This window comes from uncultured Ralstonia sp. (genome assembly GCA_913056305.1).
In the GTDB taxonomy this organism is placed as follows: Bacteria; Pseudomonadota; Gammaproteobacteria; order Burkholderiales; family Burkholderiaceae; genus Ralstonia.
In genome coordinates this window covers 1-16,903 of record CAJXMR010000001.1, presented here as the reverse complement: position 1 = coordinate 16,903, position 16,903 = coordinate 1, and the positions used below count along the sequence as shown (strand labels likewise).

Annotated in this window: 9 protein-coding genes and 1 pseudogene; 8 read left to right on the top strand and 2 right to left on the bottom strand. The window is 66.3% G+C overall.

All coding sequences use genetic code 11. The features are described from left to right. Positions 1-19: 19 nt before the first annotated feature. The 3 genes and pseudogenes from QZ609_RS00050 to QZ609_RS00040 all read left to right on the top strand — a co-directional run bounded on the left by QZ609_RS00050 (position 20) and on the right by QZ609_RS00040 (position 4,593). Positions 20-940, top strand: a complete 921-nt coding sequence (locus QZ609_RS00050; RefSeq protein ID WP_295489330.1) for a bestrophin family protein — start codon at positions 20-22, stop codon at positions 938-940. A 66-nt stretch (positions 941-1,006) separates the two neighbouring features. Continuing rightward, positions 1,007-1,945: pseudogene (locus QZ609_RS00045) on the top strand (Dyp-type peroxidase); the annotation flags it as partial. Between the two features lie 371 nt (positions 1,946-2,316). Continuing rightward, entirely contained in the window at positions 2,317-4,593 is a 2,277-nt protein-coding gene (locus QZ609_RS00040; protein WP_295489323.1) for an FdhF/YdeP family oxidoreductase, read from the top strand. 25 nt (positions 4,594-4,618) lie between these two features. Here the strand turns inward: QZ609_RS00040 and QZ609_RS00035 are convergent, their stop codons facing one another. Further along, positions 4,619-6,043, bottom strand: a complete 1,425-nt coding sequence (locus tag QZ609_RS00035; RefSeq protein ID WP_295489322.1) for a PLP-dependent aminotransferase family protein — start codon at positions 6,041-6,043, stop codon at positions 4,619-4,621. Positions 6,044-6,712: 669 nt separating this feature from the next. Between QZ609_RS00035 and imuA the strand changes: the two genes are divergently transcribed. The 5 genes from imuA (at position 6,713) to QZ609_RS00010 (ending at position 14,810) form a co-directional block, all read left to right on the top strand. Beyond that, positions 6,713-7,663 (top strand): translesion DNA synthesis-associated protein ImuA, encoded by a 951-nt coding sequence (imuA, locus tag QZ609_RS00030; RefSeq protein ID WP_295489321.1) that lies wholly within the window; start codon positions 6,713-6,715, stop codon positions 7,661-7,663. Continuing rightward, positions 7,596-9,176, top strand: coding sequence for a DNA polymerase Y family protein (locus tag QZ609_RS00025; protein WP_295489320.1), 1,581 nt, complete (start codon positions 7,596-7,598; stop codon positions 9,174-9,176). Before imuA ends, QZ609_RS00025 begins: the two co-directional genes overlap by 68 nt. 7 nt (positions 9,177-9,183) lie before the next feature. Beyond that, positions 9,184-12,429, top strand: a complete 3,246-nt coding sequence (locus tag QZ609_RS00020; protein WP_295489318.1) for an error-prone DNA polymerase — start codon at positions 9,184-9,186, stop codon at positions 12,427-12,429. A 529-nt stretch (positions 12,430-12,958) separates the two neighbouring features. Next, the gene (locus QZ609_RS00015) at positions 12,959-13,462 is read left to right on the top strand and encodes a helix-turn-helix transcriptional regulator (RefSeq protein WP_295489315.1); all 504 of its coding nucleotides are present in this window, start codon (positions 12,959-12,961) and stop codon (positions 13,460-13,462) included. A 139-nt stretch (positions 13,463-13,601) separates the two neighbouring features. After that, positions 13,602-14,810, top strand: a complete 1,209-nt coding sequence (locus QZ609_RS00010; protein WP_295489312.1) for an anion transporter — start codon at positions 13,602-13,604, stop codon at positions 14,808-14,810. A 51-nt stretch (positions 14,811-14,861) separates the two neighbouring features. Here the strand turns inward: QZ609_RS00010 and fusA are convergent. Further along, positions 14,862-16,903: elongation factor G (gene fusA / locus QZ609_RS00005; protein ID WP_295489309.1), on the bottom strand; the 2,042-nt coding region annotated here is incomplete at its 5' end.

Sequence of the window (16,903 nt, the reverse complement as noted above, 5' to 3'; positions counted from 1 at the left end):
AGGAGGATTGGGAAGCATCATGATCGTGCGGCCAAGGGAAAACTGGTTCCGGATGCTGTTCATCTGGAACGGCTCGGTTCTGCAGTCCATCATTCCGCAACTGCTGTTCATGGCGGTGTTCAGCAGCCTGGCCGTCCTGACGCATGGGCGTATCCTGGGCGAGAAGATTCCGCTCAACACCACGCCGTTCACGCTGTTTGGCCTGGCGCTCGCGATCTTTCTCGCGTTCCGGAACACTGCCAGCTATGCCCGGTTCGATGAGGCGCGGCACCTGTGGGGGAATCTGCTGATCGCATCGCGCGCACTGACATCGCAGGTCCTGTGCTACCTGCCCGAGCGCACCAGCCCCACCGATCGCACCCTGCTGGCCAACCGGCTGATCGCATTCGTCTATGCGCTGAAGCATCAACTGCGCAAGACCGACCCGGTGCCGGACCTCACGCGCCTGCTCGGCGCCGGACAGGCGGAGGCGCTGCGGCAGAAGTGCTACAGGCCGGCGGTCATCCTCAACGACATCCGGCACCAGCTTGCGCAGTTGCAGGGCCCGGCATCGGTCTCCGACACGACGCGCTGGATGCTGGACGCCCAGCTCAACGAACTCGGCAAGACAGTCGGCGGGTGCGAGCGGATCGCCTCCACCCCGATCCCGTTCGCCTACGGTGTGCTGTTGCATCGCACGGCGTATGCGTACTGCATGCTGCTCCCGTTCGGCCTGGTCGATTCGACCGAATTCTTCACGCCGCTGCTGTGTGTGTTCATCTCGTACACGCTGATCGCGCTGGAGGCGATCGCGAACGAGGTGGCGGAGCCCTTTGGCCTCGCGCCCAATGCGCTGGCGCTCGATGCCATTACGCGCACGATCGAGCGGTCGATTCTTGAACTGTGCGATCGCCCATTGCCGGAGGAAACCGTGCCGCAGCGGCCGTATCAGCTGACCTAGATGCCGCGATGCCGCGTCGTTCTGCTACGCTCGTGCACCGTACCGACTTCCATGGATTTCGATCCGATGCCTACGCAGAGCCCCGAACCGCAAGCCGTTGCCGGCCCGGTCACCCGCAGTGCGATCTTCATCGTCGCAACGTTGAACCCCGGCGCCGAGCATGCCGGCACCATCCGTGACTGGTGCGCAGACGTCGCGGCGCTCGTCCGCTCGGTCGGCAAGCGCGTGCCGTCCGGCAATCTGTCCTGTGTCTGCGGCTTCGGCTCCAGCGCATGGGATGCGCTGTTCGGGGCGCCACGTCCTGCGTTGCTGCATCCGTTTCGCACCGTCGGCGCCGGCGAGCGCGTGGCCGTCGCCACCCCGGGCGATCTGCTGCTGCACATCCGTGCGGATGCCATGGATCTGTGCTTCGAACTGGCCACGCAACTGATCGGCAGGCTGGGCGATGCGGTGAAGGTAGTCGACGAAGTCCACGGTTTCCGCTACTTCGACCAGCGCGCCATGGTCGGCTTTGTCGATGGCACCGAAAACCCGACGGGGCGCGAAGCGGTGGACTTTACCGTGATCGGCGACGAGGATGCGCCGTTCGCGGGCGGCAGCTACGTGATCGTGCAGAAGTACCTGCACGACATGGCCGGATGGAATGCGCTTTCCGTCGAGATGCAGGAGCGCATCATCGGCCGGACGAAACTGTCCGACATCGAACTCGACAATGAGGTCAAGCCATCCTGGTCGCACAGCTCGCTGACCACGCTGGTCGAGAACGGCGAGGAGGTGAAGATCCTACGCGACAACATGCCGTTCGGCCGCCCCGGCGCGGGCGAGTTCGGCACCTACTTCATCGGCTACGCCCGCTCGCCGGCGCCGATCGAGCAGATGCTCGAGAACATGTTTGTCGGGCGTCCGGCTGGCAATTACGACCGGTTGCTGGACTACAGCCGAGCAGTCACGGGCAGCCTGTTCTTCGTCCCCTCGGCTGACTTGCTGGAAGCCCTTGCCGAGCGCATGCCGGCAGGCGGCGCCTAGTCCATCGCGGCACGCATGCGCCAACCTGTCGAGGCTGGCGACGGGGCCTCAGCACACGAGATTCCGACCTTCCATACATGACAGGCGACACGTTCGATGCGTTGTCGCCTGTTGCTGCCTGCCCGTTCATTCTGTGCTGCATCGCAGGGCGCTGCACGTGCGGCAGCGGCGCGGAACTGTATCTTGGAGCGGCGAGGTCAATCGCCTAAGTTAGGCACACGGGCTCGCGCGACGCACGCAGCGTACCGTCGAATCCGAGGCTTGAGCACCAACCCCAGCCCCCGCCGCGATGCGGCGCAATCAACGCATGCCCCGCGCCATCGGCTTCCGGGGCACGCATGGAGATCGACATGGCGACTCGACGCGAAGTGCCCGGCATCCGCCCTTACGACGGCCCCGCCGGTGGCTGGGGCGCACTGCGGGCGACGGCCCAGGCTATCCATGACCAGATGGACAAGTTCCAGGCACCGATCACGCTGATGCGGACCAACCAGCCCACCGGCTTCGATTGCCCCGGCTGCGCCTGGCCGGACAAAGAGCACCGCTCCACCTTCCAGTTCTGTGAGAACGGTGCCAAGGCCGTGACCTGGGAGGCGACCAACAAGCGGGTGCCGCCGGAGTTCTTCGCCACCACCACGGTGGCGGAATTGCTCAAGCGCTCCGACTATGAACTGGAAGACATGGGCCGGCTGACCCATCCGTTGGTCTACGACCGCGACAAGGACACCTTCCGGGCCGTTGAATGGGAAGGCGCTTTCAACCGGATCGGCGAGATCCTGCGCGGGCTGCCGCCCGACGCCGTCGAGTTCTACACGTCTGGCCGGGCCTCGAACGAGGCCGCCTACCTCTACCAGCTGTTCGCGCGGGAATACGGCACCAACAACTTCCCGGACTGCTCGAACATGTGCCACGAGCCCACCAGCGTCGGCTTGCCGCAATCGATCGGCATCGGCAAGGGAACCGTCTCACTGGACGATTTCGAGCACTGCGAACTCATCATCTCGATCGGCCACAACCCCGGCACGAATCACCCCCGCATGATGGGCACGCTGCACGAAGCGTCACGGCGCAACGTGCCGATCATCGTGTTCAACCCGCTGCGCGAACGCGCGCTCGAACGCTTTGCGGACCCGCAGAACTGGCTCGAGATGGCGACCTACGGCTCGACCCGGATCGCCTCGACCTACTTCCAGGTGGATGGTGGCGGCGACGCGGCCGCGCTGATCGGCATCATGAAGGCGCTGCTCGCCATGGAGGCCGCGCAGGGCGACGTGCTCGACCGCGACTTCATCGCCATGCACACGCAGGGTTTCGAGGCCTTTGCGGCAGAGCTGGAAGCCGCGACCTGGACCGACATCGAGAAGGCCAGCGGGCTGACCCGCGCCGAGCTGGAGCAGGTGGCGGCGGCCTATGCCAAGTCCAACGCGACCATCGTCACCTACGGCATGGGCGTCACCCAGCACAACAAGGGCACGGCCAATGTCCGCCTGATCGCCAACCTGCTGCTGATGCGCGGTAACTTTGGCAAGCCCGGCGCGGGCATCTGCCCGTTGCGCGGCCATTCCAACGTGCAGGGGAACCGCACGGTGGGCATTACCGAGAAGCCGTCGGCCAGCTTCCTGAAGAACATCGAGGCCGTGCTTGGCTTCAAGCCGCCCGCGCAGCACGGCCACGATGCCGTCAACGCGATGCAGGCCATGGTCGATGGCAAGGCAAAGGCCCTGATCTGCCTGGGCGGCAACTTTGCGGTCGCGCTGCCCGATCCGGAGCAGAGCTTTCCGGCCATGGGCAAACTCGATCTGAGCGTGCATGTCGGGACCAAACTCAACCGGTCGCATCTGCTGGTGGCGAAGGAGACGTACGTGTTCCCGTGTCTCGGGCGTACGGAGCTGGATGTGCAGGCGGGTGGCCCGCAATCGGTGACGGTTGAAGACTCGATGTCGATGGTCCACGCGTCGGCCGGGAGGCTCACACCCGCGTCGGAGCACCTGCGCTCCGAACCTGCAATCGTCGCGGGCATGGCCCAGGCGACGCTGCCGAACAGCAAGGTGCCGTGGGCGGAGCTGGTGGCCGACTACGACCGGATCCGCGACCTGATCGAAAAGACCGTGCCCGGATTTGAGCAGTTCAACACACGTATCCGCACGCCCGGCGGCTTCCGCCTGCCGCTGCCGCCGACCGAGCGCCAATGGCCGACGGCATCAGGCAAGGCGATGTTCTCGGTGTACGGCGGGGTGAAGGAAGACGCCGATGTGTTCGGCGGCGAACATGTGCTGCGGCTCATCACGCTGCGCAGCCACGACCAGTACAACACGACGATCTATGCGCTGGATGATCGCTATCGCGGTGTGTTCGGGCGGCGCGACATGCTGTTTATGAACGAAGCCGACATGACCGCGCGCGGGCTGGAGCACGGCGATCTGGTCGACATCGAGACGATCGTGTCGGGCAGGACGATGCGGCTGGAGAAGCTCACCGCCATCGCCTACAGCATTGCGCGCGGCTCAGTCGGGGCGTACTACCCGGAGGCGAACGTGCTGGTGCCGCTCGACTACATCGACAAGGAGAGCGGCACGCCGTCCTACAAATCCGTGCCGGTGCGCGTGCTGCGCTCGGAGCCGGCTTAGCCCCGAGGGGCGTGCATGCGGTCCGCTAGCGGTTGCACATCGCGACGAGCTTGCCGACGGTGATCACCGCCTGCTCGATCTCGCTCGACCACGCGCTGCTGTAGTTGAGCCGGATGCAATGCCGGTACGTGTCCGAGATCGAGAACATGTAGCCGGGCCCGATGGTGATGCCGCGCTCCAGTGCGAGCTGGTAGAGGCGCATTGCGTCCACCTTGGGCGGCAGCTCGACCCACAGCACGTAGCCGCCGGCCGGGCTGGACATGCGCGTGCCTTCGGGAAAGAACCGCGACACCATCGCCCGCATCAGGTTGGCCTGCTGCGCGTAGGCCTTGCGCACGCGCCGCAGGTGATGCTCGTAACCGTCGTGCTCCAGGAATTCCGCGATGGCGAGCTGCGGGATCGTCGGCGTTGTCAGTGTGTTCAGGAACTTGAGCTTCTCCACCTGATCCCGATAGCGGCCCGGCAGCGCCCAGCCGATGCGGTACGCCGCCGTCAGGCTTTTCGAGAACGACGAGCAGTGCAGCACCAGCCCCTTCTTGTCATAGGACTTCAGGCTGCTCGGGTGTGCGTTGCCGTAGTACAGCTCGTTGTAGACGCCGTTTTCGATGATGGGAATGTCCACCTTGGTCAGGAATTCGACCAGCTCGCGCTTGCGCTCATCGGGCATCTGGAAGCCCAGCGGGTTCTGGAAGTTGGGCATGACCATGCACGCGGCAATCCGCTGCGATTTCACGATGGCTTCCAGCGCCGCGATGTCGATGCCGTATTCCGGATGCGTCGACACCTCGATCGCCTTCATGCCCATGCGCTCGATTGCGTGCAGCATGGCGTAGAACGTCGGCGACTCGACGGCAATCACGTCGCCAGGCTTGGCGACCGCCTGCAGGCACAGGTTGATGGCCTCCGTTGCGCCCACGGTGACGATGATCTCGTTGGGGTCGACCGGCATGCCGTTCTCGAGGTAGCGGCGCGCAATCTGGCGCACGAGCCTCGGATTGCCGGGCGGCAGCGCGGCAGTCACGCCCCACAGCGCCTTTTCGCGGCCGGCCGTATAGGCGTAGCGATTGAGCTTCTCAAACGGGAACAGGCTGGGGTCGGGATACGGCGAGCCAAGCGGGATGGCATCGTCGGTGCCGATCGCGCGCAGCGTCGAGAGCACCAGCCGGCTCACGTCGACCGACGACGAGATGGCGACCGGCTTCGACGGCTGCAGATCGCGCAACTGCCGTTCGCCATTGCTGAGCTGCAGGTTCACGAAATAGCCCGACTGGGGGCGGCTCGCCAGCAAGCCACGGCTCTCAAGCAGCAGGTAGGCGTGGATCACCGTGGTGATGCTGATGCGGTGCTGCTGGCTGGCCTGGCGCACCGATGGGACGCGGTCGCCGTGGCGGTAGACCCCTTGCCGGATCAGCTTCTCGAGGTCGTCCGCGAACTTCTCATAGAGCTTCATCGGACGCTCCCGTGCGAGGGGCATCCGAGCGGTACAGCTTCACGTCTTCCGTTCGATGTTGCGCTTTGCACGACCTTGTCTCCCATCACTGTGCATCACCAGGTTCCTGCGCCAGGGCTTGCCCCATGCGCGTTCGATGGTGGGAAGAGTAGGAGCACAGTGCCGATCGCAATAAGCACAAACCCAACCGGCCCGGAAGAGTACAGTTTTGCTGTGTGCGCGAGTCTGCGCGAACTGTATTTCAGATTAAGGGTTAGTCGGTATCCCTCCCTGGGTGGCGGTCGTCGTCGGCCGGTTCGACATAGGCGCAGGCCATGAGCAAGTCACTCGGGGCTTCACGCCGGCCAGCCGATGCCCCGAGTGCTGGCGAACGTCGCCAATGTGTGCAGCGCGTTGGTGGCCGAGCCCAGGTAGGCACGCTGGAGGTGGAATACGTGCTGTCGGGCTGCATGCATTTCGAGCTGGCAGGGCACGCCGCAGGCGCGGGCGGTCTGCCAACCGGGGGGGGATTCAACGGCAATTTGCAGGGAGTTTTATCTCTGAGCACGACTGATGCGCCGTCAACTGGTGTAGCGGGCTTGCGCCGCCTGAAAAAACGGAACGACGAGGCAAAAGCTGTGATACTGTATATTCATACAGTATTCGAGCGCCCAGCCTTGCGGTTCCGCCATGTTTGCGCAGTCCCCGTCTCTTTCTTTCGCCGAAGATGTGGCGGAACGCCCCGTCGCCGCTGGCCCGGTCATCGGTCCGGCGGCCTGCGGGCCGCATCCGCATCCGCGCACGCGAACGGTGCCGTCGCCCGAGCAGCTGCATCCGGCCTTATGGCGCGCCGGCAGCCTGGCGCGCAGCGCCGGGCGGGTGCTGGCGACCGGCTATGACGCGCTGGATGCCGAACTGCCTGGCGGCGGCTGGCCGCTGGGCGGGCTGACCGAGCTGCTGTGCCCGCACCCCGGCATCGGGGAATGCCGGCTGCTGCGGCCGGCGCTGTCCACGCTGTGCGCCGATGCCGGACGCATTGCCCTGGTCGGGCCGCCGCATCTGCCCAATGCGGTGCGGCTGGTCGGCTGGGATTTCTCTCCTGATCAGATCGTCTGGGTGCGCGCCGCCAAGCCGGCCGACCTGCTGTGGGCCGCCGAGCAGATCGTGCGCAGCCAGGCCTTTGGCGGCGTGCTGATCTGGCTGGACCAGGCGCGCCCCGGCGTGCTGCGCCGGCTGCAGGTGCTGGCCCAGGCCGGGGAGAGCGCAATCTGGGTGTTCCGGCCGGCACAGGCGCTGCGCGAGTCGTCGCCGGCGGTGCTGCGGCTGGGGCTGGCGCCTGCCGTGGGCCATGCTGGCGATGTGCTGTCCATCCTCTTCCACAAGCGGCGCGGGCCGCTGCGCGATACACCGCTGGTGTTGCCACTGGCCGATCCGCTGCAAGCCGGCCGCGCCTCGGTCCGGCCGCTGCCGGTGCTGCCCGCCGAGCCGTTTGTCGTCGACCCGGCCACGGCGGCGCTGCTGGCGTCGCTGTCGTCTTCTTCTGCGTCCGGTGTTGTACCGGACACTTCCGACCATGCCGTTCTGGATCGCGGTGCATCTGCCTCGCCTGCCGCTCGACGCGCTTCGTCCCCAGTGGTCTGATCCGGCCGCGCTGCCCTTGCCGGTGATGGTGCTGGAGCAGGAGCGCGTGGTGTCGGCCAACCGCCTGGCGGCGCGCGAGGGCGTGCACGTAGGCTTGCGCCGGGCGGGCGCGCAAGCGCTGGTGCCGCATGCGTTGCAACTGGAGCGCGACCCGGCCGCCGAAGCGCGGCTGCTCCAGGCACTCGCGCTGACGCTGTTGGCCTTCACGCCGCACGTCACGCTGGACTTGGCCGACGAGGCCACCGTGCTGCTGGAGGTGGAGGCCAGTCTGCGCCTGTTTCGCGGTCATCGCGCGTTGTGTCGAGCCGTGCGGCGTTGCGCGCGCGGCTTGGGGCTGGCGTCGCAGATCGGCACGGGCACCACCGGGCGCGGTGCGGCATGGCTGGCCAGTGGCCGGCCGATGGGGGAGCGTCGCGCGCCGCCGATGCATATTCGGTGTGTGCGTCGCGCGGTGCGGCCCGAGCGCATGGCTGTGCTGCTCGACCGCTTGTCCATTGACGCCGTGGCGCGCCTGACGCGGCCGGATTGGCTCGAAGGCCTCGGCTGCCGCACGCTGGCCGATCTGCGTGGCCTGCCGCGTGCTGGCCTGCGCCGGCGTTGCGGCCCGCTGCTGGTCGACACGCTCGACGCCGCCTATGGCGAGGCGCACGAAAGCTACACCTGGTTTGCCGCGCCACTACGCTTTGACGTGCCGCTGGAGCTGCCCGGCCGCATCGACAGCGCAGAAGGCGTGCTGGCCGCGTCCGAACAGTTGCTGCTGCAGCTGGTCGGCTGGCTGGCCGCGCACCAGCTGGGCGCCAAGGGCTACCGGCTGACGCTGGAGCACGAGCGCCGGCGCGGCCGCGACACGCAGGACGCCGCTTCGTCCACCCCGGTCGATATCTTGCTCGCGCAGCCGGTGCGCACGCTGGCGCATCTGTCGCGCGTGCTGCGCGAGCGCGTGCATCGGGTCACGCTGATCGCCCCGGTGGTCGAACTGCGGCTGACGGTGACTGACGCCACACCGCTTGCACCGCCCACTGAATCTTTGTTTCCCGAGCCCGGTGGCCGCGCCGAGGATGCCGCACGCCTGATCGACACCCTCATTGCTCGCCTGGGCGCGGCCAACGTGCTGCACCCGCAGCCCTGCGCCGACCATCGCCCCGAACGTGCCAACCACTGGGTCGAGGTGAACGCCGCCACCACGGCGCACAGCCGCGCCGCCGCGCGCCAGGCGCTGGCACAGTGGCACGCCCAGCAGCCCGAGCGCCCGCTGTGGCTGCTGGAAAAACCGATCCCGCTGCTCACGCGCCAGCACTATCCGTACTATCGCGGGCCGCTGCGGCTGGTGTCGCTGCCCGAGCGCATTGAATCCGGCTGGTGGGACGACGCGCTCATCAAGCGCGACTACTTCATCGCTGAAGGCGCGGGTGCAGGTGAATCTGCGGTGCGCTACTGGGTCTACCGCGATCGCGTCTCGGCATCGGCCGGCGAAGACGACGCGCGCTGGTATCTGCACGGCTTGTTCGGCTAGGGTTGCCATGGCGACAACCGCGTCAATCTCCATCGGTCTGCCTGAATACGCCGAGCTGCATTGCATCAGCAACTTCACGTTTCTGACCGGCGCCTCGCATCCGCAGGAATTGGTGGAGCGCGCCAAGCAATACGGCTACCAGGCGCTCGCGCTCACCGACGAATGCTCTGTGGCCGGCACCGCGCGTGCCCTGGTGGCGGCCAAGGAGTGCGACCTGAAGCTGATCATCGGCAGCCACTTCACCGTGCGTGATGCGCGGGGCGAGCCGTGGCTGCGGCTGGTGCTGCTGGCGCAGAACATCGATGGCTACGGCAACCTGAGCGAGATCATCACGCAGGCGCGATTGGCGGCGCCCAAGGGCGAATACCGTTTGCTGGCCGACGACCTGGCCGCACCCACAGGGGGCCTCGCCCACCTGCGCGGCGCGCCCAATTGCCTGGCGATCCTGCTGCCCGACTACGACCCCGATCCGCAGCACCTGCTGGCGCAGGCAACGTGGTGCCAGCAGGTGTTCGGCGACCGGCTGTCGATCGCGCTGGAGCTGCCGCTGCGCCATGCTGATGACCGCCATCGCGGCACGGTGGCGGCCGTCTCCGAGCAGGCCGACGTGCCCATGGTCGCCACCGGTGGCGTGCAGATGCACTCGCGCCAGCGCAAGCCGCTGCACGACGTGCTGACCGCCATCCGCCTGTCGAAGTCGATGGCCGAATGCGGGCTGGAACTGGCGCCCAGCGCCGAGCAGGCGATGCGCACACGCATGCAGCTCGCGTTTTTCTATCAGGGGGAGCGCGGTGCCAAGGCCTTGCAGCGCACGGTAGAGCTGGCCGGCCTGTGCACGTTCTCGCTGGACGAGATCGAATACGAATATCCGAGCGAGGTGGTGCCTGAAGGCATGACGCCCGCCGACTACCTGCGCGCTGAGGTGATGGCCGGTGCCGTGCGGCGCTACCCGATGGGCACGCCGGCCAAGGTGTGCAAGCAGATCGAAGAAGAACTCGAGCTGATCGCCGAACTGCGCTATGAGCCATTCTTCCTGACCGTCTACGACGTGGTGAAGTTTGCCCGCAGCCAGGCCATCCTCTGCCAGGGGCGCGGCTCGGCGGCCAACTCGGCGGTGTGCTACTGCCTGGGCATCACCGAAGTGAATCCGGACAGCGGCAACACGCTGTTCGCACGCTTTCTCTCCCGCGCGCGCAATGAGCCGCCCGACATCGACGTCGACTTCGAGCACCAGCGCCGCGAAGAGGTCATCCAGTACATCTACAACAAGTACGGCGTGACACGCACCGCGCTGGCCGCCGCGCTCATCACCTACCGCACGCGCAGCGCGTTGCGCGACGTCGGCCGCGCACTCGGCATCGACCTTGGGATGATCGAGCAGGTGGCCAAGGGGCAGGCGTGGTGGGACAGCCGCAAGGAGTTTGCCGAGCGCGCCGGCCAGCAGGGGCTCGATCCGGCGTCGCCGCTGGTGCAGCGCTGGGCCGAACTGGTGGACGAACTGCGCGGCTTCCCGCGCCACCTGTCGCAGCACGTGGGCGGCTTCGTCATTGCGCAGGGCAAGCTCTCGCGGCTGGTGCCGATCGAGAACGCGGCTATGGAGAACCGTCGCGTCATCCAATGGGACAAGGACGATCTCGAATCGCTGCGCCTGCTGAAGGTGGATGTGCTGGCGCTGGGCATGCTCACCGCCATCCGCCGCACGCTCGACATGGTGGATGCACTGCCCGGCCGCCGTGCACACTATGGCGCGACCGGCCGGCTCGCCATGCAGGATCTGCCCGATGGGGACGAGGAAACCTACGACATGATCTGCCGCGCAGACACCGTCGGCGTGTTCCAGATCGAATCGCGCGCGCAGCAGTCGATGCTGCCGCGCCTGCGCCCGCGCCGGTATTACGACCTGGTGATCCAGGTGGCCATCGTGCGCCCGGGGCCGATCCAGGGCGGCATGGTGCATCCGTACCTGCAGCGGCGCGAAGCCGTGCGCAACGGCAACCCCGATTGCGTGACGTATCCCGGCCCGGAGGTGCGTGCGGTGCTTGAACGCACGCTGGGCGTGCCGATCTTCCAGGAGCAGGTGATGGAGATCGCCATGAAGGCCGGCGGATTCTCTGCCGACGACGCCGATCGCCTGCGCCGCGATATGGCAGCCTGGAAGCGCAAGGGCAATCTCACCCAGCATCAGGAGCGGCTGATGAAGGTGATGGTCGAGGAGCGGAATTACGACCCGATCTTCGTCGAGGCGCTGTGCAGGCAGATGGAGGGGTTTGCCGAATACGGCTTCCCCGAGAGCCACGCGGCGGGTTTCGCCAAGCTGGCCTACGTCAGCAGCTACCTGAAATGCCACGAGCCGGCAGCGTTCTTTGCGGCGCTGCTCAACAGCCAGCCGATGGGGTTCTATTCGCCATCGCAGCTGGTGCAGGAGGCGCGGCGCAGCCAGGTGCGCGTGCTGCCGGTGGACGTGACGGCCAGCGTGTGGGACTGCACGCTGCATGAACGCTTGGACGGGCAGGGCAGGCAGAGCGATGGGATGGCCCAACCCGACATCCGGCTCGGTTTCAACCGCATTCGCGGCATGCGCCAGCCGGCCGCCGAGCGCATCGAGGCCGCGCGTGTGCAGGCGCCGTTTGCCAGCGTGGAAGATCTGGCGCACCGCGCTGCGCTGGATCGTCACGACCTGAACGTGCTGGCCGCCGCCAATGCGCTGCAGCCGCTGGCCGGCCATCGCCGCCAAGCGCTCTGGCAAACGCTTGCGCTGCAGGAGCCCGGCCACGACCACGCCTTGTTGCGTCCGGCCCGGCCAGTGGAGGCGCCCCTTATCCTGCCCGCGCCGCCCATCGGCGAAGAGGTGGTCGCCGATTACGACAGCCTCGGGTTGTCTCTGCAGCGTCACCCCGTGAGCTTGCTGCGGCCCCGTCTTGAAGGCATGCGCTTTGCCACGGCCGCCATGCTGGCCGGCTACCGCAATGGGCAACTGGCGCGCGCTTGCGGCATCGTCACCGTGCGGCAGCGGCCGGGCACGGCCAAGGGCACTATTTTTGTGACCATCGAAGACGAAACCGGCCCCATCAACGTCATCCTCTGGCCGCGCCTGATCGAGCGCCAGCGCCGTGAGGTGCTGCATGCACGTCTATTGGGCGTGTATGGCAAATGGCAGTGCGAGCGCGAGACGCGGCATCTGGTCGCGCAACACCTGGTGGACCTGACCCCGCTCCTTGGGCGTCTGGCGGCCTCCAGCCGCGATTTCCACTGATCGCCCCTGTCGGCTGGCGGCCACGCCACGTCCCGGCACGCCATTTGCGTGACGTAAGGCGCGCGCCGTCCGCGGGTCGCCAATGGAATGCAGCTGGTTGCATTCTTGTTGGGGTCCCCCCTCCGATTGGCGGATAGGGCAAGCGCGGATCGACGAAACGATGACCGGGTGTGACGATTTGCGCAGCATCAATCACAGGCATGGTGGGCCAAGCGAAGATAACGGCATTTCCTTGGGGAACCGTCCCCCGCCTGGCTTGTCACGGTAAACAGGTATGACGGGATGCGCTTTCATCACGCGTCAACATTGGGTGCAGTCGAAATTACGTCTACTCTGTAAGAAACACATCAGGAGGCCGCCACCCGAAACGTGTGGAACGGCGTGTTACGTAACACCGGTCATGCCGCTGCCGTACGTGCGTGTTATCGCGGACCTGGAGGCGTTTGGCTCCACCGTCCGCATGTTTTCAGCCGCATCGAGCGGGTCTCGGCCCATCGATGTTTCCCATCTCAGGTGCAGGAGCGAACAGATGGAACAGCCCTTCAAGCAGTTGCACAGTCTGCGCAAGTCGCGCAAGCTCAAACAGGAAGACGTCGCCAAGATGGCCGGCATCTCCCGCGAGGCGTATCTGCGCGCGGAATCCGGCCGTGCCGATCCGCGCCTGTCGACGCTGATGGCGGTGGCCGGCGCGCTGGGGCTGGAAGTCGTGCTTGCCCCACGCGAAGCGGTGGCCGAAATCGAACGCGTGATCGCCAGCCATCCGACCCAGCCGCTGTCCGGCGCTGCGCCGGGCGCTGAGGCCAGCCAGCCCGGCTCGATGGGCGGCTCGACCGGCGGCCACGGTCTGTCGGGTCAGTATCGCGGGCCGGAGCGCACGCCGCAGTCGGCCTACCATCCTGGCAGTGCCGGCGGCGCTGGCACCGATGACCGTTCCCGCATGGGGGGCTCGGGCGATCGTCCGGCCGCCGGCGGTACGGGCTCGACCGGCGGTTCCGACCGTCCGGGCTCCGGTTCCGGCTCGCGCGAATCCTGAGCGACGCCACCACCGTGGTGGCTCGCCGGCGCAGTGATTCTTCCGGGCGCGTCTGCTGCCGCGCCCGGTAACGACTGCCCGGCCGTTACGTTGCGCGCTTACAATGCGCGCCAACGTTTGATTCCCCATTCTCTGCTGCATGCACGGCGATTCCCCTCAAACACGCGACGGTTCCGCTGTGCCGTCGCTTGGCTCCCCGCCAGCCACACCCGGCCCACACTTGCCGCATCACGCCATCCACCCGCCGTTCTGGCAGGGGCTGAAGCACGATCCGTTCTTCTGGCTGTTGCTCGCCGTCTGCGGCGTGTTTTCCGTCATGGCGCCGCAGCGCATTGCGCAGTATCCGCAGCTGGTCGATTGGCACACCATCGCCGCGCTGGCCGGGCTGCTGATCCTCACCAAGGCGGTGGAATCGAGCGGCATGCTCCAGTTGCTCGGCCAGCGGCTGATCGACGCCGTAGAGAGCGAACGCGTGCTCGCCCTCGCGCTGGTGGGGGCGTCGGCGGCCCTGTCGACGCTGCTGACCAACGATGTCGCGCTGTTCGTGATCGTGCCGCTCACGGTCGGGCTGCGGCATGTGGCCCGGCTGCCGGTGACGCGGCTGATCGTGTTCGAGGCGCTGGCCGTCAATGCGGGCTCGGCGCTCACGCCGATTGGCAATCCGCAGAACCTGTTCCTGTGGCATCAGTCGGGGCTGTCGTTCGGTGCCTTTGTCTGGCAGATGGCGCCGATGGTGGCGGTGCTGATGCTGCTGTTGCTGGTGTGCACGTGGTTTGCGTTTCCGTCACTGACCATTCACGTGCATGCCGAGGTCGAAGCGGTGGAGCTGCACAAGCGGCTGCTGCTGCCGGCGCTGGCCCTCTATGTCCCGTTCCTGTTGCTGACCGATCGTGGGTATCCGCTGGCTGCGCTGGCCGGTTTGGTGGTGCTGTACCTGGCGGGTGCGCGCTACGTGCTTGCGCGCACTGACTGGGGGCTGCTGCTTGTGTTCGTGCTGATGTTCATCGATCTGCGGCTGGTGGCGCAGCTCGGACCGGTGCGGCAGGCGCTCGATGCGCTATCGCTGTCTGAACCTAGTCACCTGTATTGGGCCGGCATCGGTCTGTCGCAGCTCATCAGCAATGTGCCGGCGGCAATCCTGCTGGCCGAGTATTCGCACGACTGGCCGCTGATGGCGTTTGCGGTGAGCGTGGGCGGATTCGGCTTTCTGGTTGGTTCACTGGCCAACCTGATTGCGTTGCGGATGGCGCGGGACAAGCGTGCATGGCTGGTGTTCCACGCGTATTCGCTGCCGTTCCTGGCCGTGGCCGCCGGAGTGGTGTACGCGTGGCTGACCTGCCTACGCTAAACAAAAACGGCCACCTGAAGGTGGCCGCAATCTTATGCGCAGGTTGTTGCCTCAGACCTTCTTGGCCGAGATGATCGCCTCCGACACATTGCGCGGCGCCTCGGCGTAGTGCTTGAACTCCATCGTGTACGTCGCGCGGCCTTGGCTGAGCGAGCGCAGGTTGGTGGAGTAGCCGAACATCTCGGCGAGCGGCACCTCAGCGTGCACGACCTTGCCGCCGCCACCCGGGATGTCTTCCGTGCCCTGTACCATGCCGCGCCGCGACGACAGGTCGCCGATCACGTTGCCCATGTAGTCTTCAGGCGTTTCCACTTCCACCGCCATCATCGGCTCCAGCAGCACAGGGCCGGCACGGCGCATCGCATCCTTGAAGGCCATCGAGCCGGCCATGCGGAACGCGTTTTCGTTCGAGTCTACGTCGTGGTACGAGCCGAAGGTCAGGTGCACCTTCACGTCCACCACCGGGTAACCGGCCAGCACGCCCGTGTTCAACGTATCGCGGATGCCCTTGTCCACCGCCGGGATGAACTCGCGCGGGATCACGCCGCCCTTGATCTCGTCAAGGAACTCGTAGCCCTTGCCCGGGTTCGGTTCCAGCGTAATGACGGCATGGCCGTACTGGCCGCGCCCGCCCGACTGCTTGACGAACTTGCCTTCGACGTCTTCGGCGGTCTTGTTGATGGTCTCGCGGTAGGCCACCTGCGGCTTGCCGACGGTGGCCTCCACACCGAACTCGCGCTTCATGCGGTCGACCAGGATTTCCAGGTGCAGCTCGCCCATGCCAGAGATGATGGTCTGGCCGGACTCCTCGTCGGTCTTCACGCGGAACGACGGGTCTTCCTGCGCCAGGCGGTTGAGCGCCAGGCCCATCTTCTCCTGGTCGGCCTTGGTCTTGGGCTCGACCGCCTGCGAGATCACCGGCTCCGGAAACTCCATGCGTTCCAGAATGATGATGTTGTTCGGGTCGCACAGCGTATCGCCGGTGGTCGCGTCCTTCAGGCCGACCGCGGCCGCAATGTCGCCGGCATGCACGTCCTTGATCTCGACGCGCTGATTGGCGTGCATCTGCAGAATGCGGCCCAGGCGCTCCTTCTTCTGCTTGATCGGGTTGTAGACCGTATCGCCCGAGTAGATGGAACCGGAATACACGCGGAAGAAGATTAGTTGGCCGACGAACGGGTCGGTCATGATCTTGAAGGCGAGCGCGGAGAAGGGCTCGTCGTCGTTGGGGTGGCGTTCCAGCGGCTCGTCTTTCTCACCATGGCCTTCGATGGCGGGAATGTCCACCGGTGAGGGCAGGTAGTCCACCACCGCGTCGAGCATGGCTTGCACGCCCTTGTTCTTGAATGCCGAGCCGCACAGCATCGGCACGATCGCGCCGGCGATGGTGCGCAGGCGCAGGCCGTGCTTGATCTCGGCCTCGGTCAATGCTTCGCCGCTGAGGTACTTGTTCAGCAGGGTTTCATCGGCTTCGGCGGCGGCCTCGACCATCTTGTCGTGCCATTCCTGCGCGGTGGCCTTGAGCTCTTCGGGGATGTCGACGTACTCGAACTTCACGCCTTGCGATGCGTCATCCCACACGATGGCCTTCATCTTGACGAGGTCGACCACGCCGCGGAAGTGATCCTCCGCGCCGACGGGAACCTGGATCGGCACCGGGTTGCCCTTGAGGCGGTCGCGCATTTGCCGCTCGACGCGGAAGAAATCCGCGCCCACGCGGTCCATTTTGTTGACGAACGCAATGCGCGGCACGCCGTACTTGTTGGCCTGGCGCCAGACGGTTTCCGACTGCGGCTGCACGCCGCCCACCGAGTCGTACACCATGCACGCGCCGTCGAGCACGCGCATGGAGCGCTCCACCTCGATGGTGAAGTCGACGTGGCCCGGGGTGTCGATGATGTTGATGCGGTGTTCCGGATAGTTGCCCGCCATGCCGCGCCACATGCAGTGCGTGGCCGCCGACGTAATGGTGATGCCGCGCTCCTGCTCCTGCTCCATCCAGTCCATGGTGGCCGCGCCGTCATGCACCTCGCCAATTTTGTGATTGACCCCGGTGTAGAACAGGATGCGCTCGGTCGTGGTGGTTTTGCCGG

Bases quoted from the DNA above. Each gene is read 5' to 3' on its own strand.
- QZ609_RS00050 (WP_295489330.1), top strand. From the start codon at position 20: ATGATCGTGCGGCCAAGGGAAAACTGGTTCCGGATGCTGTTCATCTGG.
- QZ609_RS00035 (WP_295489322.1), bottom strand. From the start codon at position 6,043: ATGAAGCTCTATGAGAAGTTCGCGGACGACCTCGAGAAGCTGATCCGG.
- imuA (WP_295489321.1), top strand. From the start codon at position 6,713: ATGTTTGCGCAGTCCCCGTCTCTTTCTTTCGCCGAAGATGTGGCGGAA.
- QZ609_RS00040 (WP_295489323.1), top strand. From the start codon at position 2,317: ATGGCGACTCGACGCGAAGTGCCCGGCATCCGCCCTTACGACGGCCCC.
- QZ609_RS00010 (WP_295489312.1), top strand. From the start codon at position 13,602: ATGCACGGCGATTCCCCTCAAACACGCGACGGTTCCGCTGTGCCGTCG.
- QZ609_RS00025 (WP_295489320.1), top strand. From the start codon at position 7,596: ATGCCGTTCTGGATCGCGGTGCATCTGCCTCGCCTGCCGCTCGACGCG.
- QZ609_RS00015 (WP_295489315.1), top strand. From the start codon at position 12,959: ATGGAACAGCCCTTCAAGCAGTTGCACAGTCTGCGCAAGTCGCGCAAG.
- QZ609_RS00020 (WP_295489318.1), top strand. From the start codon at position 9,184: ATGGCGACAACCGCGTCAATCTCCATCGGTCTGCCTGAATACGCCGAG.